The organism is Gammaproteobacteria bacterium (assembly GCA_029881255.1).
Taxonomy (GTDB): domain Bacteria; phylum Pseudomonadota; class Gammaproteobacteria; order S012-40; family S012-40; genus JAOUMY01.
Window position 1 is genome coordinate 128,971 of record JAOUMY010000007.1, and the last position, 20,550, is coordinate 149,520.

A 20,550-nucleotide genomic window follows, 5' to 3' on the forward strand; every position below is an offset into this window, starting at 1 on the left:
CGGTATTATTGTGTTTCTGGCGTTCAAGGTGAGTAACCTGATGAAGAACACGCATTCTGAATAGTACGCCGGAGGTTTATGGCTGAAGAAGTACAAGCAAAACAGGTGATCGATCAGGAGAGCGTCGATTCACTCTATAATGAAATCGACTATTGGCATGTCAACACCGGCGGTGAAACCATACATGCGCGCCGTCTGCCAGGTTTTTTTCGCAATCTTAAGTGGATGACGGCAAGCACCTGGCTGGTTTTTCTGTTAGGACCGTATATGCGTTGGGACGGCCAGCAGGCGATCTGGTTTGATATTGGTAGCCGTCAATTTCATATCTTTAGTATCACCATATTGCCGCAAGACGTATGGATGCTGGCGCTGGTTATGCTGTTTTTCGCGCTTTTGCTCGCAGCGGTAACATCGATTGCCGGTCGCGTCTATTGTGGTTATTTTTGTTTTCAAACGGTATGGACGGACATCTTCGTGTGGATAGAAGAAAAGCTCGAAGGTCAGCCCGTCAAACGTATGAAACTGGACAAGGCGCCATGGGATTTTTACAAGATTCGCGTCAAGTTGATCAAGCATATTCTGTATATCCTGATCGGCACGTTTACCGGTATCACCTTCACACTCTGGTTTGCTGATGCTTTTGAAATGTGGCAGGCCTATTTTAGTTTGCAGGCGCCTATGATCGCCTGGCTTTCCGTCGGCGTGTTCACGTTTTTTACCTATCTCTTTGCCGGACACATGCGCGAGCAGGTGTGTTTCTGGCTGTGTCCCTATGCCCGCATACAAGGCGTAATGGTGGACCGTACCACGATTTTACCGACTTACGACCTGCGTCGTGGCGAACCCCGTGGCAAGCTAAAGAAAGGCGAGGAGTCAGTCAACAATCAGGGTGATTGCATTGATTGCAAGCAATGCGTAAGTGTCTGTCCGACAGGTATCGATATCAGAAACGGTCAGCAAGAGGGGTGTATTACCTGTGCGTTGTGTATTGATGCCTGTGATTCGGTCATGGATAAAATCCACAAACCTCACGGCCTGATTCGTTACGTGTCCCTGGATGAGATGATGGGCAAGACGCCACCATCGGTGTTCAAACGTCCTCGCGTTATCGTGTATTTCAGTATGCTGTTACTTGCCGTTGTCGGAATTATTTATGGCCTAACCCATCTTGGCGCGCTAGAACTCAAGGTCTTGCATGAACGTCAGCCACTGTTTGTGATACAGAGCGACGGTTCGATTCAAAACAAATATGAACTCAAGGTGCTGAACAAAACAGATAATGAAATGAAGTTGGCTGTGGAAATAAATGGGTTGGCTGAGATGCAATTGATAGGCGTCGATCGGGATTTGTTTGCCACCCACGGACGAGTGAATGCCTATACGGTATTCATACGTGTCCCGCCGCAGACACTCAGTACGGAGCGGACGCCAGTAGAATTCATCGTAAGAGATGCCACCAATACGCAATTGAGTGTTAGTTATAAGAGTATGTTTTACGGGCCGAAGCCCTAGCGTTTATCAGGAGGTGTATATGGGACTCAGCAAGGCAATCAGTGAAATGCGGCGACACACGTCGCAGTCCAGTAATGAAGCACTACGCAATCCCTGGGTACTGGCTATTATCGGCATCATGGCGACGTTTGTAACCGTCAATCTCGCGTTTATCTTTATCGCGTTCGTCACAAGTCCGGGTTTAGTCGTTGAAGACTATTATGAACGTGGTCGTGCCTATGAAAAAAATGCGCTCAAGATGATGGCTGCTACGCATGGCACACGCGCGTGGGAGACTCGCCTGGATATGGAGAACGAGATCTGGGTTGGCAAGTCTCAAGCTATTCGTTTTTCTGCCGTCGATGAAAGGGGACTGGCGATCGAGGAGGCCAGCGTGCAACTGATAGCCTACCGACCTTCGGATGCGAATCGTGATATTGAAACGCTAATGAGGCAAATCGCGCCTGGGATTTTTGAGGCAGAAATTACTTTTCCGCTAAAAGGCATATGGGACGTAAAAATACACATACGCCAGGGAGAAAATCAGTTTGAACTGGCGAAGCGTATTTCGGTATTGTCAATGTGAAAAATGCTGAACACTGTTATCACTGTGGATTACCCTACACGCCTGCGACAGGTGTGAGTGGAACGATTGATGGCGTGAAAAGAGAATTTTGCTGTTTTGGCTGTCATACCGTATGTCGCACCATTCATGAGGCTGGCTTGCAGGGATTTTACCAACGCACGCCTGAAGATATTCAGCTTTCCCCTCCACCTCCCATAGCGAATGATGTCGCGCTCTACGATTTGGACGAGATACAAGCAGAATATGTCGATACCTTAGATGATATTCGACAGATCGAATTGCTGGTCGAAGGCATACATTGCGCTGCCTGTGTATGGTTGATCGAACGCTCGCTTGCTTCGGTAGATGGCATTATTGAGAGCCGCGTCAATCTTGCCGCTAGACGACTCAGGGTGCGCTGGGATAATCGGGAATTACATTTGTCGGTGATACTTTCACGGCTGGCGCAAATTGGTTACCTGGCGGTGCCATTCGAAGTCGAACGTGCACGTGACTCAGCCAAGGCCCAATTACGCAGTTTGTTATTTCGCATGGCATTTGCCGGTTTCGCCATGATGAATCTCCTTTGGGTTTCGATTGCCCTGTATAGCGGCGCCGATGAAGGAGAGTTCAGGAATATGTTTCACTGGATCGGTTTTGCATTGGCAACACCGACGCTGCTCTATTCCGGTTATCCCTTTTTACGCGGCGCCTGGACGGGCGTGCGCAATCTACACCTGGGTATGGACGTGCCTATCGCCATAGGTGCATTGGTGACGTATTTCTATTCCCTTTACGTGACTGTCAGCGACGCTGCTTATGGCGAGGTCTATTATGATACGGTAGTCAATTTTCTTTTCGTCATCCTCGTCGGTCGTTATCTTGAGGCAATCTCGAAACGCAAAGCCGTAGACTCAACGCAGCGCTTGCTCGATCTTCAACCTCGCGGTGCGACAGTTCTACGCGATGGTGAGGAGTCTATCGTGCCGATACGCGGTGTGCGTGTAGACGATCACGTATTGGTACGTCCCGGCGAACGAATCGCAGTCGATGCTTGTATCGTAGATGGTCGCGCCAGTATCGACGAATCGATGTTATCAGGTGAATCTACTCCGGTATTGAAAAACATCGGTGACAAGGTGTCTGCGGGAACACTATTGCTTGACGGATTTCTACGGCTTCGTGTAGAGGCGACGCTCAAACAAACTGTACTTGGCAATATTATACGACTGGTCGAAGACGCCCAGTCGTCGAAAGCGCCCATACAGCAGACAGCGGACCGTATTGTTCCCTGGTTTGTGCTTACCACGCTAATGCTTGCCAGTGTCACCTTTGCCTGGTGGTACGGCAGCGGTTTTGAACTGGCGTTAATGGCAGCGACGGCGGTTTTGATTATCACCTGTCCGTGTGCATTCGGTCTGGCGACGCCGATGGCAATTGCTGTCGCCGCAGGAACCGGCGCGCGCGAGGGCATATTGCTGCGCAATAGTGGCGTCATGGAATCGCTTACTCGTGTCACTCATGTGGTGTTTGATAAAACCGGAACCTTGACCGAAGGGCGTATGTGCATGCAACAGATCGTACCGACCGGCGAGATGGATGCAGAAACGATACTGGGTATCGCCGCCTCGGTGGAGCGTTATTCGGAACACAGTGTGGCTCGCGCAATCGTCGACTCAGCAAAAGAACGCGAACTGTCTTTTACCAAAGAAATACAGGAGTTCAGTAATACGCCTGGTTGTGGAGTATCTGCCAAAGTCGATGGTAGGAGAATTCTTGTGGGTACGCAGCAGTGGCTAAGTGAAAACGGTGTTGATGCCGAAAGTGGAATGCAGGCGCGAATTCGCGACTGGGCAGCACGGGGTGTGGGCTGTGTTTTTGTTGCCAGTGATAGCCAGCTTGTGGGCATAATCGCCCTGTCAGATCGTTTGCGCGAGGACGCGAGTGAATTAGTCACACGTTTGCGACAGCTCGGTTTAGGCGTAACTTTACTCACCGGTGATCGCCTGGCGGTGGCGCAACGGTTTGCTGAACAACTTGGCGGTATTGATGTCATCGCTGAAGTCATGCCGCAAGACAAGGAAGAGGTTATTCGTGCCATGCAACAGCGCGGAGAATGTGTCGCAATGGTAGGTGATGGCATTAATGATGCGCCAGCCCTGAGCCGTGCGGATATAGGCATCGCGTTGGGATCAGGTACCGATGTATCGGCTGAATGCGCGGATATCATTCTTATTCGAAATGAATTGTTAAAAGTGCTTCAGGCGTTTCAATTATCCACGCGCACCTTGAGAACCATACGCCAGAATATCCTGATTTCGTTTGCCTATAATATCGTAATGATACCTTTGGCAATGATGTCTTTTATTACGCCACTGATTGCTGCGATTTCGATGCCTGTAAGTTCTCTACTGGTCATAGGAAACGCGGCGCGTATACGTCAGATGTTCAACACGAAACTGGTATCATCTGGTAAATACCAAAGACAGGAGAGTTCGTCTTCGGTGGTGTCTCAGACGGAGGTTGTGTAATGGAAGTTATCTATGGTTTGATACCCGGCATGATTTTTCTCGGTCTGGTTATGGTGGGGATTATGGTATGGGCAGTAAAACAGGGACAATATGAAGACCTTGAAGGCGAGGCAAGTCGCATATTAATGGATGAGGACGATCCTTTATTACCTGCTAACCAGCCTAGTCAAAATGTGCGGGAAGCAGCTACGGTTCGTACTGTTGACTCTAAATGAAGGGGCTACTCAGCGGCAAGTGGCTCGACCATAAGTGGCGTTTGTATGGTATGAAAATTCGCAGGCGACACATATTGTAATACTTCCCTGTTTTTTGCATCGAGTGTAACATCCAGTCCTAACTGAGGGTAAAGCCAGTGCTCTGATGCGTTGTGTGGGTCGGGTATACGTTGTGATGGCTTGCCGAATCGAGACAATATCTGTTCTGCATCGAGATTTACTGCGGGAAGATAGGTAATGCTTTGTATGGCAGAGTCACGTACACGGTGCCGGTCTTCGGTTGCGATGCTGACCTTATTGCTACCACTGGGCGCTTTGCTGATGCGCACGCCGTGTTGAAACATTTGCGCGAGTTCTTGCGAAGGGACTTGCATTACCAGAATCATTTTGGCAGAAAGTCCGCCTAATTCGACCTTGTCGAAATAGGCCTCAACCGTGTAGTCATTGTCGTTTTTACGGAAGAGACTGATTTCACCGTCGGCCTTCAGACTGCTCTCTGCCTCAGCCAGTGTGCTGGTACCCAGTGTAAGGCCAAAGACACGGCTGGTTTGTTCAGTAAGTTCAATTTGCCAGGGCAGTCCGTCTTTCGTTTCTGGCTCTGACAGGGGTAGATTCAAGGCAATGACTAATATCAGAATGCTAAACCCCAGTGCGCCAAGAAATATCTTTGTCTCCATTTTTGCTTTATCCCAGTTTCCGAGAGTTGCAGTGTATCAAAATCTGAAAGATATGTGATGAACGATCCGGTTACTCTCGGCAGTGCCTTTATCATCGGATTGCTAGGCGGAGCGCACTGCATTGGCATGTGTGGCGGTATTGTCAATGCCTTGAGTCTAGCGATTAGGCAGGACGCCAATTCACGCGCAAACAGATTCAACATTCTTTTGCTTTACAATCTTGGGCGTATCAGTAGTTATGTGTTGGTCGGTGTGTTGATTGGGCTGCTTAGCGCGTTACTTCAAGAACAGTTTCTTTTGATTGGTGTAGTGCTGAGATTCCTTTCCGGGCTATTGCTTATAGCGTTAGGATTGTATCTAGCCGGCTGGTGGTGGGGCCTGCGTTACCTTGAGCGTTTTGGTTCAATCGCGTGGAGCATTCTGCAACCGCTTGCAAATAGATTGCTGCCTGTGAGGTCTGTAGTGCAGGCTCTGCCACTCGGAATGGTATGGGGCTGGTTTCCCTGTGGCATGGTCTATAGTGTATTGACCTGGTCGGCAACTGCTGAGGACTGGAAATACTCGGCCCTCGTCATGTTGTTTTTTGGGTTAGGGACGCTACCGGTCATGTTGCTTACAGGCGAGTTGTCACATAAGTTAAAGGCAGGAATACAAAACACTTATGTAAGGCGGGTCGCAGGTCTGGTTATTATTTTCTTCGGTCTTTGGGCAACATTCGTGCCTTTCACCGATGGTAAGCATGATAGAAGTGAAACTTCAGTCCACAATCAAGTGCATCATTGATTACATATGATCTCGCGGAGTTTCTAATGTCTGACGGAGGCAAGTAAGGCGTCAAATAATTTATAACTGCTCGCTATAGCGTCGGTTGCACTCGCATAATAACTGTCTGGATTGATGTTGACGACCTGGGTCGAAATCAATTCCTTACGCGCCAATTTGATGAAGTCCTCGCCCTTTTTCAGGCAGGAACTGAAGGCCTCTCTCAATGCGATCAATGAGTGATTGCTGGATTTCGAAAGTGGTGTGATGGTGTCGCTCAATATGACGTGACACTTATCCACCAGAAAGCGTAGTTTTAGTTGTTCTGCAACCGTTGAGCTGGATTTTGCCGCTACCCCTGTTCCTAAACCTCTCACCTGGCCGAAAAATTCAAGTAGACGTGGAAGGTCGGTAGAAAGCGCCTTAATGAGCAACTTTTCCTGCGTGTTGTATTCGTAAAGCGACGCTAGTTCGCACACGTCTTCTATCTGATCAACGAGCTTCGAAACAAGCAGAGTATGGCGGGAAAAACTTTCTTCAGGCGTAAGACTAAAAACCTGGCCCTTTAAAGAATTCCAGCTATCCATCACAAATTTTGTTTGCGTATTTTCATATACCGAAGATCTATCGATAGCCACCTGTTGAAAGTTTTCGAGATCGCTTTTCAACTTAGTTTGTATGGCAATCGCCTTGTCCTTGAAAGATGCATCGCCATGAAGAAAGGCATTAGCAATACCCCGATGTTGCTGAAGATGTTCCATAAACTGCCTTGAAGAGGCGATGAAACGAAATGCCCATTGATGTCGGCGTTTGAATTCTCGATCAACCTTGTATGAATTTAGGTAGGCGAATATGATGGTCGAAAATACGATGGTTATCGGTAGAATAGATTTCAACATATCTTATACATTCGATGTCTGTGTAACGTCCATTAAGTTCCAAGTTCACTGCGCAAATCTTTCGACAGCTGATCCAGAAATGCCGCTGCAGAATTGGTTTTTTCTACTATATGCTTGTTATTTTCGGCCATTTCCGCGACACGGTGCATGCTAGACGCAATCTCGGTCGTGGCATCCTTTTGTTGCGTGAGTGAGATACTGATGCCGGCGATCATGTTGCTCGTTTCCTGGGCTTGCCGGTTTATTTCAAATAAGGACTTTTCGGCTTCAGACGAAATTTCAACCCCGGTATTCACCGACGTTCTGACGGATTCGATATTGGCTACTATTTGATTAACCTCGGATTGCATTTTGCCGATGAGTTCGGCAATTTCCACTGTTGAGCCACTGGTCTTGGCCGCAAGCTCTCTCACTTCGTCAGCGACAACCGCAAATCCGCGTCCTTGTTCACCGGCGCGCGCTGCTTCAATAGCGGCATTGAGTGCCAACAAATTCGTCTGCTCGGCAATGCTCTGGATGACATTAATTATTTGACTCACCTCATGTGAGCGATTTTGTAGCGACTCAATAGCTTGTGTCGCCGCGTCTACCGTCTTATTTATTGAAACCATCTCTTGATGCATGTTTCTGACTTTCCTTTCACCGTCACTGGCTAACTTGGCGGATTCCTCAGACATGCGATTGGTCTGCTCGGCGTTTTCAGCGGCGGTTGACATGCTGTTATTCATCTCCTCACTTGCCGCAGCTACGGCAGACACTGACTGCATTTGTTCTATGCTTCCGCTCGCACTCTCCTGTACTATTTTTACAACTTCTTCGGAGGCAACAATTACCTCTCTAAGCGCATCGGATACTTTCATATTTGATCTGTTCTGACGCACACCAAGTAGATTGATTTGCCCGGTTACCCTTTGGAGATCGCTAAAATATCGGGATTCTAGCCGCTGGCTAAAGTCTCCGTGCGTGAATTGCTGAAGTATTTGTTGCATTTTTTCTGATTGTGTTTTGTCCGTCGCGAGCATCAGCGAGAAGATGACATTGAGAAGAACAAATATGGCGCCAATGACAATTTTTGTCTGTACGATATCCGATTCCAGTTGTTCGATATGTTGGCTTGTCGCTTTGACGTTATCCGGCAAAAAGGCGCGTACCTCATGTCGTTCGTGTTCAATGTATTCGTGAAGAATGACGATGTGTTCATACCCTAGTATTGACAGGGGAACCAGAATGAGAAGATATAAACAGGTGAGTTTATATCTGAGCCGTAGCTTGGAGAACTCACGCAGCATGGGTAGATTTAGAATTCTCATTACAAGTTCATCGTTTATGTGGATTCAATGCAAATTCCTATACTTTATCGACAGTTAAGCAGAAAGGCTTGATTGAATATTTTGTGAGTTTACAAACTATAGGTTGTGCAGACATGACTGCCAAACGTAGTATTTCTTTGATATAGGAAGTGTGGAATAAGATTTTGGTTTATGGCGATTGAACAGTTTGTAAGCTGATACTTAAGTTAATCCGAATAGCTTCAATTCGTGAATAAATGCCTTTAGTTGATCGGCTAACTTAGTACCCAATTTAGAGATCTCTATACTATTGGCATTGTCTGCGCGGGTAATGTTCTCGGTCTCCAGTGCCAGTTCAGAAAGTTGTTTCGCCTCCAGATTGCCAAAGACGGATTTCAACTTATGTGCAATTATGCCAAGCTCGCTTCTTTTTTCCGACTTGACCAGTCTTAGTATTTCGTCCGGTGTGTCGCTGTATTCTTTTATCGTTACTTTAAACATTCGTTCAATAAAGGATGAGCGCTTGAATCGTATAGCCAACGCCTTCCAGTCGATGTATTGATCTGCAGGTGTGGGTTTATCGCTACTATTGTTGATGATTTTGTCGATATCGAGCTCTTTCTCTAGCCGTTCAGGACTGTTGATTGCCACAGGTTTTAATGCCTGGTTAGCATATTTTAAAATGTGCTCATAGAGAAGGTCTTCATCAATTGGCTTTGTAATGTGGTCTACCATTCCAGCGTCTAGACATTTGTTTTTTTCTTCCATTAGCGCGTGTGCGGTTAGACCAATAATGGGCAGGTGTGGCGCCAACTGTTTTAGCTTCCTGGATGCCTCCAACCCATCCATTATTGGCATTTGGACATCCATCAAAACAAGGTTGAATGCGTTTTGACCGTTCTCAGAAACACAATCCAATACTTGTTGTCCATTTTCGGCAAAGGTTACGGTTGCTCCCTGCTGGTTCAAGATGTCTTCGAGTATGAGGCGATTAACCGCAACATCTTCAGCCGCAAGTATGTTTATGCCTTGCAGGAGCTTGCCGACTTCTGCTACGGTTTTCTTTTCTTCTAATGTCGGCGAATTTACTTGCTTAAGGGGCAGAGTCAGAGAAAAAGTACTACCCTCGTTTACAACGCTCTTAACTTCTATGTCACCGCCCATTGCCTGGGCCAGACGTTGGCTAATCACTAAGCCTAGACCGGTACCGCCAAATTCACGAGTGCTAGAAGAATCCGCTTGTTCAAATGGATGAAATAGCCTGGCTTGTTGTTCTTCAGTCATACCAATTCCGGTATCACTTACATCAAAGCGCGTATTGCTTCCTACACGGACAACGCGTAGTCTGACTTCTCCCACCTCGGTAAACTTGATGGCGTTTGATAATAGATTGACCAAAATCTGTCGGATGCGCTGCGAGTCTCCTTCTACCCATTCAACAATATCTGCAGGAACGTCGGTATAGAATTTCAGACCTTTTGCACTTGCAATTGTTTCCACAATTTCTGTCGTACTGCTGATGACACTTACCAATTTACACGCTTGTTTGTGAATACTGAGTTTCCCGGCTTCTATTTTGGAATAATCGAGTACATCGTTAATTACCCCTAGAAGATGTTGTCCGGAATTAAGTATCTGCTCAAAATAGCTCTCTGCGCCATTACAGTTTGCATTCTTACGCATTCCAATCTTAGACAAACCAATGACAGCATTAAGTGGGGTTCGAATCTCGTGGCTCATATTGGCCAGAAACTCACTCTTGGCTCTTGCCAATCTTTCTGCTTCCAAATTGGCGGCGCGCAGGACTTGCTCCGCCGCCTTTTCTTCAGAAACGTCACGTACAGTTGCCTGCAGGAATACCTCGCCAGAGGTCTCGACTCTAGTCAGTAGTACCGTGGCTGGAAATTCTTTTCCGTTGTGTCGACGGTGTTGCCACTCGAAGAAATTGCTGCCTTCTTGCATGGCCTTCAAAATCATTTCCCTGGCTTTTTCGTCCGACGAAATCCCATTCGGCTGTGTAGGTGGTGATAAGTCCCACGGACCAATGTTCACGAAATTTGTCTCATCATTGAGGTAAAAAAGATCGCGTGCTGCTGCGTTTCCTGATGTGAATTTCCAGGTTGGTGGAGCCAGTGTCAGGATGGCATCACGTGACTCGGAAAAGAGCAGGCGATAGCGTTCTTCTGCTGCGCGTAAATCGGTTTCTGCCGCCTTTCTTTCTGTAATGTCTTGAGAGACGCCTAAGGCAGCGATCAAGTTTTTCCTGTCATCGTATAAAAACTCGGCCTGTTCATGCAGCCATCTGATTTCTCCGTTGGCTAAGATTCGATGCTCCAGGTCGTAAGGGGCGCCATCGAGAGCATTCTCCCAGCATTGGAAGACATAGTTTCTGTCATCCGGATAGATACAGGTACCGAAGAACTCAAAATCAACTGGAATGTCTGAAGGAACACCGAATATTCGATATGTTTCTTCAGACCAGAAAATCTTCTGACTCTTCAAATCAACTCGCCAACTTCCCATGCGTCCGACAGTTTGAGCGCGAGATAAATCAGCCTCTTTTTCACGCAGAGACTCCTCCATGGTTTTTCGTTCTGTAATGTCCATCGTATAGGCAATCAAACCGCTAGGTTCACCTTGATCATCGTACAGAAGAGAAAGAGAAAGATGCGCTGGAAATTGCCTTCCGTTTGCATGTTTCATGTAGGTTTCCGTTTCCCATTGTCCAGTTGACTTCAGTTTCTGCACGGTCTTTTCAAAGTTAAAGTGGAGATCAGACTCGGGCGTGGTAATCAGATGAATGTGTTTGTCTTTAGCATTATCCGCGGTATATCCAAACAAAGTTGTCGAACCTTTGTTCCAACTGGTAATGATTCCATCTAAATTGGTGGTGAGTATCGAGTCATGCGTCTGATCAATGATATTTGCCTGTTGACGAACCATTGCGGTCTGTTCATTCACTAAATTCTGTAGCTGATTGCGATGACGCTCAAGTTCTGCCTCGGCTTGTATACGATCCGTGATATCAGTGGAAATACCACACAATGCGTAAATGCTGCCGTCTTCCTGCCTCAAGGGGAGTTTTACGGACAAGAAGGTTTTCGTTTTTCCAGTCTCCGTAATCGTGTTTGTCTCCTCCGTACGCAGTGTTTCTCCATTCACCAGCACGCGTATATCGTTTTCTCGAATTTTCTTTGACGTTTCGGCATCGAAGAACTTATCATCTCTAAAGCCGATAATCTCATCCATTTCGGCCTGCCAAATAGCACGGACCATACGATTGGCGAAAAGGTAACGTCCTTCAGTATCTTTCAGATAGATAAAGGCATCAACGCTGTCGAGTATAGTACGAAGTTTTTGCTCACTCTGACGCAGTGCCAGTTCCTGCGCCTGTGCTTCAGTCACATCTTCAAAGAATACGGCCATTTGGCCAGGAACCGTCTGAAATGCCTTGATGTCAAATGTGCCTCGATAGTTTTCGTCACTATAGGTAACTTGATTGTTTACATATTCTCCACCGTGACGGGCAATTTCTCTGTAACGACGCGGGATTTCAGTTTTTACCAATGGAGGATAGAGCTCCTCGTAACTTTTGCCAATCAGATGTTTGCTGTCTGTTTGTAGAATACGGTCAGCGGCAGGATTAGAAGACGTAAATACTAAATGGTCATTCTCCTCAAGCTGATAAATGTGCATACCCATGGGGGCGTTGTCCAGAATTGCGCGCGTGAAAGCATACTGTTGCTCTAATTGATCTGCATAGTGCCGGCTGGAATTGTAAAGTCGAGCGTTCGCTATTGCGAGAGCTGACATATTGGCATAGGTACCACAAACGTTTTTAGCTTCGTCACCCTCTAACAAGGTGTCACCTACTGTCGCGGCGATCATAACGCCCACAACTTCGTTGCCTACGTTCAGTGGCAGGTAAACAATAGATCGAAGATTGCGCATTTCTACTGCAATACGTTCCGCCGGAGACAGTTCTGACTTTCTCGCGTCAGGTAGAATAGCGACTTGTTTACTCTCAACGGCATGAAGTATGTGCGGGTGATCAGAAAGCGGCGCGTAGCGCATCACGTCTGGAAAATCTGGCGGCAGTGGTGGCTGCGTAGCCACCAACTCTAGCGTATTGTTTTCTAAAAGGTATACGGCAGTCGTACTCATTAAAGTTAAATCTGTAATACGTTCTGCCACAATTTGTAAAACTTCGCTCAAATTGAGCGTTGAGGCAATCTCCCGTCCTACCTCTAGTAGCGCAGTTTGTTCCTGCGCACGTTGTGCCAAAGCGTCGGAGGCACTCTTCGAAGCAGTAATATCCTGCAACGTTCCTCGTAAGAAATCTATCGACCCTTCAGTTCCCTTTGAGGGAATAGTTTCCATATGAACCCAACGTATTGTCTCGTTTGGCAGTATGATACGGTAATCAATAGAATAGGCCTCCCCGGTCTCAAGGGAGTGCTTTTCGGCTAGTTCCAACGCATGATTGTCTTCTGGATGTATTCTTGCGCGAAGCGTCTTGTAGTCGGGAGAAAATTCCTTTTCCCGATAACCAAGAATTCGATAGACTTCGTCAGACCAATAAGTCTCGCTAGTTTCCAAATTGAACCACCAGTTTCCTAGATGGGCAATCTTTTGTGCTTCGGCGAGAGATCTCTCGCTGAAGCGAAGTGACTCTTCTGCTCGCTTGCGAGCGGTAATGTCGCGCAAGGTAGTAACAATGTGAACTTCGCCATTGAGTGATATCGGACTAAGCCCGATTTCGCATGGAAACTCCAGGCCCTGCTTGGTAGCGGCCAATAGCGTAGGTATAGTTTTTCCCCGCTCGAATTCTATGTACTTGGGAGATGACAAAAACCTGGAGAGTACCTGTTTGTGGTCTTTATGAAAACGCTCAGGTATGAGAATTTCAATTGGTTGACCAAGCAACTGGACCTCGGTATACCCAAATAGAATTTCGGTTTTTGGATTGATACGAACGATAATTCCGTTTAGATCCACAAGCAGAATGGCATCCGGCGACGTATCAATAATCATTTTTGATTGCGCTTCGCTATCACGCAAACGCTGCTCAAGCGACTTTTGCTGACTGATATCGACGTGCGTGCCTACCATCCTCAACGGGTTTCCGTCGGTGTCTCTAACTATTATGCTGCGAGAAAGAATGTCAACCCAATGGCCGTCTTTATGCTTCATTCGGAACTCAACGACAAACCCATCCTGTTTTCCGTTTATGCAATCCTCTATTTGAGCCGTCGTTCGCTGCTTCCCATCTTCGTCAATTAGTTCTTCCCAAGTACTAAACGCATTCGTCAATTCGCTATCTTCGTAGCCAAGCATGGATTTCCAGCGAGGTGAGAAATAGACCGCATTCGTTGTTAGGTCCCAGTCCCAAATGCCATCATTGGTAGCTTGCATGGATAGGGTAAATCGGTTATTGCTCTCCCGCAAAGCCTGTTCGCTACGGTTTTTAAGCCGTCTTTCGCGGCGCAGTTGTTGATTGGTTGCAAAAAGCTGAATCAGTAAAATTCCAACTATTACCAAAGTCAAGGTAACGGAGATTATCCAATTTGAGTAACGTTGCCACAAATCATCTAAAGTAATGTCTGGTCGTATGTCGAAAGGCCTGACACGTAGTTCACGCATTAGTCTTTCAACTTCCGCATAATTGTCAGCCACTCTGAATCCATAAATTTCTAATGGGTGAAGAGTCGAGTGATTTGGCGGTATGGAAAGTAGAACAGCAGTCAGTCTCGCTCCCACCTCCTGTCGAACATGAGATGCCATGACGAGAACATCGTTTGAATATAGGCGCGTGGAGACAGCAAATGGGTAGCCAGCCAAATTTTGCTGGTTAATCACTTTTAGTTTGTCTAATCCGATATAGCCCATATCAGAAAGTCTTTCAAGTTCGCCGCCGGCCAGAAAACCTACGTCTATATCTTTTAGGAGTACACTCTTTATAACTGAGTCATTGGATGCTTCTTCGTAAAGTTCCAGTGTGAATTCGTTTTCGTTTATGTTGTTTTCGTAAAGGATATGTAGTGGAAGGTAGAGCGACCCAAGATGTCGTTCATTATCAACGCCAATCGTCTTTTCTTTTAAATCACTTAATGACTGGAGGTCATCGCGTTCTTTAAGTGCGATAATCGTTCCCCCCTTTGCAATTACAGGACGATCTTTGTACGAATCTGTAACCGTAGCAACAACCCGAGACAGGCTGTCAGACTGGGTAATTTGAAGAAACCGTGTTGGGTCTGACAGTACGAAATCCAATTCGTGTTGTCGCCATTGTGTAACGAGTTCTTCTTTAGCCAGTAGTCTGAACTCAAATGAGGTGTCATTCAGAATTTTCGTTAAGTAATCAGATAAAGGCATCCAGTGATCTATCGGCGTATGCTCCCTATATTCGCTCTGAACACCAATAACGATAGTTTTATTTGGTAGAGCGGAGACAACATGTGAATAACACGTCAGTAGTAGGACAAAAAAGTTAAGTGAATAGAAACGAATTGTGCTCATGTTTTTCTATCTAGTCCACGACAGGAATAAACTCGTCGTTCACGAAGCCTTTTAAGTCTAAAGGATCTTGTTCGGTACTATCTCTATACATAATGCTAACTAGAACATTGGAAGTTTTCTCGACGGTTCCATTATTATTTAGGTATGAAAGATTTGCTGTTTCATTGGGTATTTTCAGACCACGAAAAACATCCAGTACTTCGCTACCGCTTAAACCGAGGTGAGCTCCCATACGGTAAGCCGCATCCTGTGGATTGTTGCGGAAATGGTGAACCGCAGTAAAGTGTGATTTGATGAGTGATTTAAGTTCAGATATTTTTTGTCCACTAAGCATATTGGTTCTAACTGCAAGAACATCGAATACAAGCTCGGGAAACTGACGAGTGTCGATCAGTCTATAGGCGTGTAGCCGTTCTAATTCTGTCGATATCGGTTCATAGGTAATCAAAGTGTCAAAGCGCTGGTTTTTCCAGTCGTCTATGTGCTGGTCGACAGAGCTATTGACTGTGACCACGTCGAATTCGCTTAAGTGTGCGGCCTCGAGAAGTTTGTGTAACATCAGCGCGCCAAGCGCACTCTTCTCTACACCAATTCTGGCACCCCTAAGTTCGGATAAGTCTTTTAAACGAGTTCTTGAATAGACGGCATCTGCACCGGCTGATATGTCAAAGACAAGCACAATTTGAATGGGTATGCCTAGACTACGCGCGCGTAAAGCTTCGTCTAATGTTAAGGATGCGCCGTCAATTTCCCTGCGTTCCAGTTTTGAAAGCGTCTCGGTTGCCGACGTTGTTTCTATTAATTGAACTCCATTGTCGCCTAGCCATCCTTCTCTCTTAGCCAGAAACATGAATTCATAGCCTGGCCATTTATGGGCGCCTATACGAAGTTTTTCATGTGAGAAATCGCAACTGGAAATCAGATAGACGGAAAGAAAGATCAATAGATAGATTGGTAAAAAAGCTATTCTTACCAATGGCGTTTTTGTCACGTTTTTTCACCTTCACTATTTATCGTGGCAATAAGTTCCACAATTATTTCCATCCACAATGCTTGATCATCTTACATAGAGCACATCGTAAAATGTTACGATTCGTTACATTTAAAGCATGCTGAAAGAAAATCAATAGAGTTATCGTGCGCAGAGTGAGGCGTCTTTAGTTGTATCTACCGTTTGTATTGGTATAGCGAAAAGCTAAAGTATCAGCGGGTTCTAGGCCTGTGTTGAGTATAAAAATTAAATAGAAAGTAGGTTTTGTTGTGCTGGTATATTTTTACTCGGGCTTGAAATGTGTGCTATTGAAATTCGAGAGGTGTTGAAGCTATTAAGTACGAAAATCCCCGGGTTATAGAAAAAAGAGACGCTATAATTTCCCCGATGTCATTGTATAGTAGTGATCGGCTTGTACACAGTATGTAACTGCTGAGTTCCGACGTCCAAAGTATTTACCACACAAAACAGCACAAACGAGATGGTGTCCTTGCCGTCGATGAGAACGGTTTTCCGACAGATACCTCAAAAGAGACGCCTACATATAGGCTTGATCCCTTTCAAGGAAAGGGATGCCGACAAAAATAGTAATAATTAATTCATAAAACATCTCTATATTTCACCATCGATTGTCAAATCGTAGATAGCAAAAGACTGACCCTTCCCGACGTAGTATGTATTATGGGTGAGTCGCGTTGTGAATAGTTTAAAAGACGCACAAGCGATAGGGGAAAGCCGCTGGTGGGTGTTCCCGATAAAAAAAATGTTCCGTACATAATAAAATTTCAATAAATATTGTCTTGAAAATATGCAAGCGTGTCACTAGGATTAAGTGAACAATAATAAGTTCGAATCTGATTTGTGGGGAGGCCATGTAAGCATTCGCTGCCAGCCTCTGAGAGTTTTCAAAATTACATAAGTTGTACGCCGAGTCACAGATAATGATGGACGTTGGATGCTCCGTCGTGACCTGTCGTTTTTTTGGGATGGGAGTTCAACAATATGATAAAGAAAAACAACTTGCTGTATACATCGATCATTTTTACTGCTGTGTGCCTGCTTGCTGTTGTCCTCGGTGGTTGTGGGGAGAAGGTGCCCGCAGTAAAGCACACGAAGAGTGCGCTGACTAGTAAGTACAACCCAGAGGGTAAGCCGTTACAAATTGTTTCGCGCGCGACGGTTAGCCCAAATGACATTATACCCCCTGACCTGGTACCCAATCATGTTCGTGGCGCGCATCTATACGACGATCTCACCATTGAGGCAGGAAAAACAGGATTAGGAGACAATCCTCTGGCGGCATTCGCTGTAAATAATGCGGACCTGGCGGGTGACGAGGGTTGGAAGTGTAGTAGTTGTCATGGCTATGATTACGAGGGAAGAGAGTTTCTCGGGGGGGCTATGAACAATTTGCTCGAACTTAAGGAGGTTCGCGGAATTGATGAGCCATATGTATATGCGACGCTGACTAACGGATTTGAAATTCTGGTCAATGGAGCCGTGCAAAATGTACACAACTATTCGACCATACTGACCAATTTACAGCGCGCTGATCTGGGCGACTTTACCGCGGAAGAGACATTCGATACACATGTATTTCTGAAAGCGGCTGCAGGTGGCACCGTCGTTAACGGTATGGAGCTAATGGCTTATGGCGGCGAAATCTGGAATGGACAGGTTCAACCGCTGCCGCCACTCGACGGCGGTAATGGTTCTTTACGCGACGTTCAGGGCAATGCCTTCGATTGTGCGACATGTCACAATGGGGGATCGGCGATTACCGATGCTCAGGTCCATCAGTTGGCGAAAACCGATCCCTGGTTTTATTTCTACCGCGTGCTGTGGGGCTCGCCAAGAGCGGGTTCACTGCCTATGATCGGTGATCAGACGGTGATGCCAGGCTTGTTCGAAATCATCAAGGTCAATCCGCTCTACTTCGGGGAACCCGAGGATGGTGCCGCCGTATTGGCGTACTCGCAAATGCAATAATAAAATGATCGAGTCAACTTTATCACTACTGCCTCCAGTCTGTTTTGATTTGGTCGGGCTGAATCAGTCTTGCTCCTGGCTAAGTGTCGGGAGCAGGGGCAGCTTAATGAGATTCGCATAGATGATCTGAGATACTGTCCTTGTCGATTATCGAATCGCTTGGCGAACAGGCTTAACACCAACTCGCCTGATTTTCCGCGTGCGTCATCAACTCCTGAATATTGGCTTCGATCACACGATAGCCCACATTGCCGTAGATGATCTGTCTTCCTTCGTTGAGTATCAACGTCGGACTGCCGTTCACGGAAAACTGATCCTGTAGTTGACGATCACGTTCCAGCGCTGAGAATGCCTGACCGGAATTGATACATGCCTCGATCTCGTCGCAAGGCAAGCCCAATTCTTCGGCGACGGTGAGTTGCACGTTTAACTGGCTGATGTCTTTCAAATCGCGAAAAAATGCCAGACGTAAATGCCACAACAAGGCCTCGACGGGAGAAACCCCCTGATGCCCGCTCTGGATGTTTTCCAGAACGCCTTTGCTTTGCAGTATTTGCGCGGCCTTTACAAACAGGTGACAACTACCTGAACTGCTAGGCTGGTTTCCTACCCAGACATCAGGATGTACTTCGATATGTGGAAAGCGTTTGGCAACATCTCGGACGACTTTGTTATAACCAACAACGCCGTCCTTGTCTTTCCAGCTGGTTTCAATTTTGGCATCGACAGAACCAAATACCTGTAAAAAGTGATAATCAATGTCGATGTGGGCACCGAATTTATCTTTAAGCTCATCAATTCTTCTCTGTGCGAGATAGGCCCAGATACACAAGATGTCAGAAAAATAGATAACCGAAATTTTGTCTGTAGAGTCCATGGTGATTGCTCACGTCTTCATTTGTCAGATGCGCTGAAAGAAAAATGTCTCGTATTTAAATCCGTGCCTTAACTTTTATTGGGATGCGAAAATGCACCATGCCATACAGCGAGGAAACATACCAGGTGGACTTGCTGCCAAAAAATGTCTGAGGGATATAGGCATCGTGCTGACTGCCAGCCTCCAATATCAAATAGCGGTTGAATAAGGGGATGCTCAGGTTGACTCCACCACGCAGTGCGGGGCGGATAAAATGTACAGTATCCTGCGATAGTTCGTCGTGATAGTACATATAGCTGGCAATCACGCCTGCGCCTACGCCAACTTTTAGAAATCCCAAACCCACTTGCAGGCGAGGCACAATTCCCCAGGTAGCACCGAAAGCGGTTTTTTGGCCATCATTGGGATGAATGAATAATGATTTGGGTATTGCCCAATGTCCCACCGATACCTCATCGAGTTTGCCCGCAGCCTTGCGAAACTTTGCAGGAACCTTTCGCTCGTATTTTTTCAGCGTATCCTTGTCGATAACCGCCTGCAGGGATAGTTCACTACCGTATACCAGCGCAGATTTATTGTCGTATGCGTTGTGAAAATTGTATTGAGTGAGGCCAAAACCCACATTGGCACGGATGGGGATTTCATCGGCTTGTACAGATGAAAAGAAAAAAGCCAGCGGAATAAAGACAAATACCCATACGAAGTTTTTCATAGCAGCGCCTCGTCTAGTGTAGAGGTGAACAGAGGGTAGGGCAGGTAAATTTAGTGACTGCCCTTGAAATAGCAAAAATCACCCTTATACCCGGGGGGCGGACCAACCTTAACATCGGTTTTCAACAATTTAAAGTGTGAGTTTACAAGTGCAAACATTTCAACTTTCCTCGGATTTGCCCCGCCGGCGGGCGCGTATCGTCCAATTTACTGAACACAAGCTGCTTGAACGGTTCATTATTGGCGTCATCATTTTAAATGCCGTCACTTTGGGACTGGAAACCGACGCCGATATCATGAAGCATTATGGAAGCATGGTTCATGCCCTGGACGTCACGGCCTTGGGCATTTTCGTCGTCGAAATTACCCTGCGTTTGCTTGGGCATGGATGGCGATTTTTTCGAGATCCGTGGAGTGTTTTTGATTTTGTAGTGGTTGCTATAGCCCTGGTCCCCGCAAGTGATCAGTTCTCGGTGCTGCGTTCGTTGCGTATTTTGCGTGTCTTACGTTTACTGTCTATCGTGCCACAAATGCGCAAAGTGGTGTCGGCGCTGTTGTCTGCTATACCCGGCCTGAGTTCTATTATTCTGGTGCTGCTGCTGATCTATTATGTATTCGCGGTGATGGCAACCAATCTTTTCGGCGAGGCCTTCCCCGAATGGTTTGGCTCGATAGCCAGTTCCATGTATACCTTGTTTCAGGTGATGACATTGGAAAGCTGGTCGATGGGAATCGTGCGGCCGATCATGGAAAAATTTCCCTATGCCTGGCTGTTTTTCGTACCGTATATCTTGATTGCGACGTTCACCATGTTAAACCTGTTTATCGCGATTATTGTGAACGCTATGCAGTCTCAAACGGAAAAAGAAACAGAAACTCTGGTACAAACAGTGGAAACCGAGACGCGCTGTGTCGATGAAAACCTGTCCGGTCAATTGGAAAGAATACAAGCAGAACTTGGGCAGATGAGGGCCTTGCTTGAGGCAACTCATCAGCAAATACAAAATAAGACTAAAAACGATTAAGAATTTTCG

14 protein-coding genes are annotated in these 20,550 nt (G+C 46.4%); 7 read left to right on the top strand and 7 right to left on the bottom strand.

Annotation, left to right across the window (positions count from 1 at the left end):
* Positions 1-78: 78 nt before the first annotated feature.
* The 4 genes from ccoG to ccoS are packed head-to-tail and all read left to right on the top strand — an operon-like array spanning position 79 to position 4,802.
* The gene (ccoG, locus tag OEZ43_14205) at positions 79-1,512 is read left to right on the top strand and encodes a cytochrome c oxidase accessory protein CcoG (protein ID MDH5546741.1); all 1,434 of its coding nucleotides are present in this window, start codon (positions 79-81) and stop codon (positions 1,510-1,512) included.
* Positions 1,513-1,531: 19 nt separating this feature from the next.
* Positions 1,532-2,077, top strand: a complete 546-nt coding sequence (locus OEZ43_14210; GenBank protein ID MDH5546742.1) for a FixH family protein — start codon at positions 1,532-1,534, stop codon at positions 2,075-2,077.
* Positions 2,074-4,587 (top strand): heavy metal translocating P-type ATPase, encoded by a 2,514-nt coding sequence (locus OEZ43_14215; GenBank protein ID MDH5546743.1) that lies wholly within the window; start codon positions 2,074-2,076, stop codon positions 4,585-4,587. The genes OEZ43_14210 and OEZ43_14215 overlap by 4 nt, the downstream gene beginning before the upstream one ends.
* Positions 4,587-4,802 (top strand): cbb3-type cytochrome oxidase assembly protein CcoS, encoded by a 216-nt coding sequence (ccoS, locus tag OEZ43_14220; protein MDH5546744.1) that lies wholly within the window; start codon positions 4,587-4,589, stop codon positions 4,800-4,802. Before OEZ43_14215 ends, ccoS begins: the two co-directional genes overlap by 1 nt.
* Before the next feature lie 5 nt (positions 4,803-4,807).
* On the opposite strand, the gene OEZ43_14225 is transcribed toward ccoS, so the two are convergent.
* On the bottom strand, positions 4,808-5,479 hold the full coding sequence (locus OEZ43_14225; GenBank protein ID MDH5546745.1) for a hypothetical protein: 672 nt from the start codon (positions 5,477-5,479) through the stop codon (positions 4,808-4,810).
* Between the two features lie 57 nt (positions 5,480-5,536).
* Here OEZ43_14225 and OEZ43_14230 point away from each other — a divergent pair, with 57 nt between their 5' ends.
* A complete protein-coding gene (locus OEZ43_14230; protein ID MDH5546746.1) occupies positions 5,537-6,262 on the top strand; it encodes a sulfite exporter TauE/SafE family protein in 726 nt (241 codons plus the stop codon).
* A gap of 23 nt (positions 6,263-6,285) precedes the next feature.
* Here OEZ43_14230 and OEZ43_14235 read toward each other — a convergent pair whose 3' ends face one another.
* The 4 genes from OEZ43_14235 to OEZ43_14250 all read right to left on the bottom strand — a co-directional run bounded on the left by OEZ43_14235 (position 6,286) and on the right by OEZ43_14250 (position 15,939).
* Entirely contained in the window at positions 6,286-7,140 is an 855-nt protein-coding gene (locus OEZ43_14235) for a nitrate- and nitrite sensing domain-containing protein (GenBank protein ID MDH5546747.1), read from the bottom strand.
* A gap of 32 nt (positions 7,141-7,172) precedes the next feature.
* Positions 7,173-8,450 carry a methyl-accepting chemotaxis protein gene (locus OEZ43_14240; GenBank protein MDH5546748.1) on the bottom strand — a complete coding sequence of 426 codons (1,278 nt, stop codon included), beginning with the start codon at positions 8,448-8,450 and terminating at the stop codon, positions 7,173-7,175.
* Positions 8,451-8,651: 201 nt separating this feature from the next.
* Complete coding sequence (locus OEZ43_14245) at positions 8,652-14,948, bottom strand: PAS domain S-box protein (GenBank protein ID MDH5546749.1); 6,297 nt, start codon at positions 14,946-14,948, stop codon at positions 8,652-8,654.
* Between the two features lie 10 nt (positions 14,949-14,958).
* Positions 14,959-15,939: an ABC transporter substrate-binding protein gene (locus tag OEZ43_14250; protein ID MDH5546750.1), complete on the bottom strand. Its 981-nt coding sequence runs from the start codon at positions 15,937-15,939 to the stop codon at positions 14,959-14,961.
* A gap of 1,002 nt (positions 15,940-16,941) precedes the next feature.
* Here OEZ43_14250 and OEZ43_14255 point away from each other — a divergent pair.
* Positions 16,942-17,928 (top strand): hypothetical protein, encoded by a 987-nt coding sequence (locus OEZ43_14255; protein ID MDH5546751.1) that lies wholly within the window; start codon positions 16,942-16,944, stop codon positions 17,926-17,928.
* A gap of 172 nt (positions 17,929-18,100) precedes the next feature.
* Here the strand turns inward: OEZ43_14255 and OEZ43_14260 are convergent, their stop codons facing one another.
* Both OEZ43_14260 and OEZ43_14265 read right to left on the bottom strand, forming a co-directional pair.
* Complete coding sequence (locus OEZ43_14260; protein ID MDH5546752.1) at positions 18,101-18,805, bottom strand: DsbA family protein; 705 nt, start codon at positions 18,803-18,805, stop codon at positions 18,101-18,103.
* A 55-nt stretch (positions 18,806-18,860) separates the two neighbouring features.
* Entirely contained in the window at positions 18,861-19,517 is a 657-nt protein-coding gene (locus tag OEZ43_14265; protein ID MDH5546753.1) for a hypothetical protein, read from the bottom strand.
* Positions 19,518-19,665: 148 nt separating this feature from the next.
* On the opposite strand from OEZ43_14265, the gene OEZ43_14270 reads away from it, so the two are divergent.
* Positions 19,666-20,541, top strand: a complete 876-nt coding sequence (locus tag OEZ43_14270; GenBank protein MDH5546754.1) for an ion transporter — start codon at positions 19,666-19,668, stop codon at positions 20,539-20,541.
* Positions 20,542-20,550: the final 9 nt, after the last annotated feature.

Coding starts and splice junctions, on each gene's coding strand:
- OEZ43_14245 (MDH5546749.1), bottom strand. CDS start 14,948: ATGAGCACAATTCGTTTCTATTCACTTAACTTTTTTGTCCTACTACTG.
- OEZ43_14255 (MDH5546751.1), top strand. CDS start 16,942: ATGATAAAGAAAAACAACTTGCTGTATACATCGATCATTTTTACTGCT.
- OEZ43_14265 (MDH5546753.1), bottom strand. CDS start 19,517: ATGAAAAACTTCGTATGGGTATTTGTCTTTATTCCGCTGGCTTTTTTC.
- OEZ43_14210 (MDH5546742.1), top strand. CDS start 1,532: ATGGGACTCAGCAAGGCAATCAGTGAAATGCGGCGACACACGTCGCAG.
- OEZ43_14260 (MDH5546752.1), bottom strand. CDS start 18,805: ATGGACTCTACAGACAAAATTTCGGTTATCTATTTTTCTGACATCTTG.
- OEZ43_14225 (MDH5546745.1), bottom strand. CDS start 5,479: ATGGAGACAAAGATATTTCTTGGCGCACTGGGGTTTAGCATTCTGATA.
- ccoS (MDH5546744.1), top strand. CDS start 4,587: ATGGAAGTTATCTATGGTTTGATACCCGGCATGATTTTTCTCGGTCTG.
- OEZ43_14235 (MDH5546747.1), bottom strand. CDS start 7,140: ATGTTGAAATCTATTCTACCGATAACCATCGTATTTTCGACCATCATA.
- OEZ43_14230 (MDH5546746.1), top strand. CDS start 5,537: ATGAACGATCCGGTTACTCTCGGCAGTGCCTTTATCATCGGATTGCTA.
- OEZ43_14240 (MDH5546748.1), bottom strand. CDS start 8,450: ATGAGAATTCTAAATCTACCCATGCTGCGTGAGTTCTCCAAGCTACGG.
- ccoG (MDH5546741.1), top strand. CDS start 79: ATGGCTGAAGAAGTACAAGCAAAACAGGTGATCGATCAGGAGAGCGTC.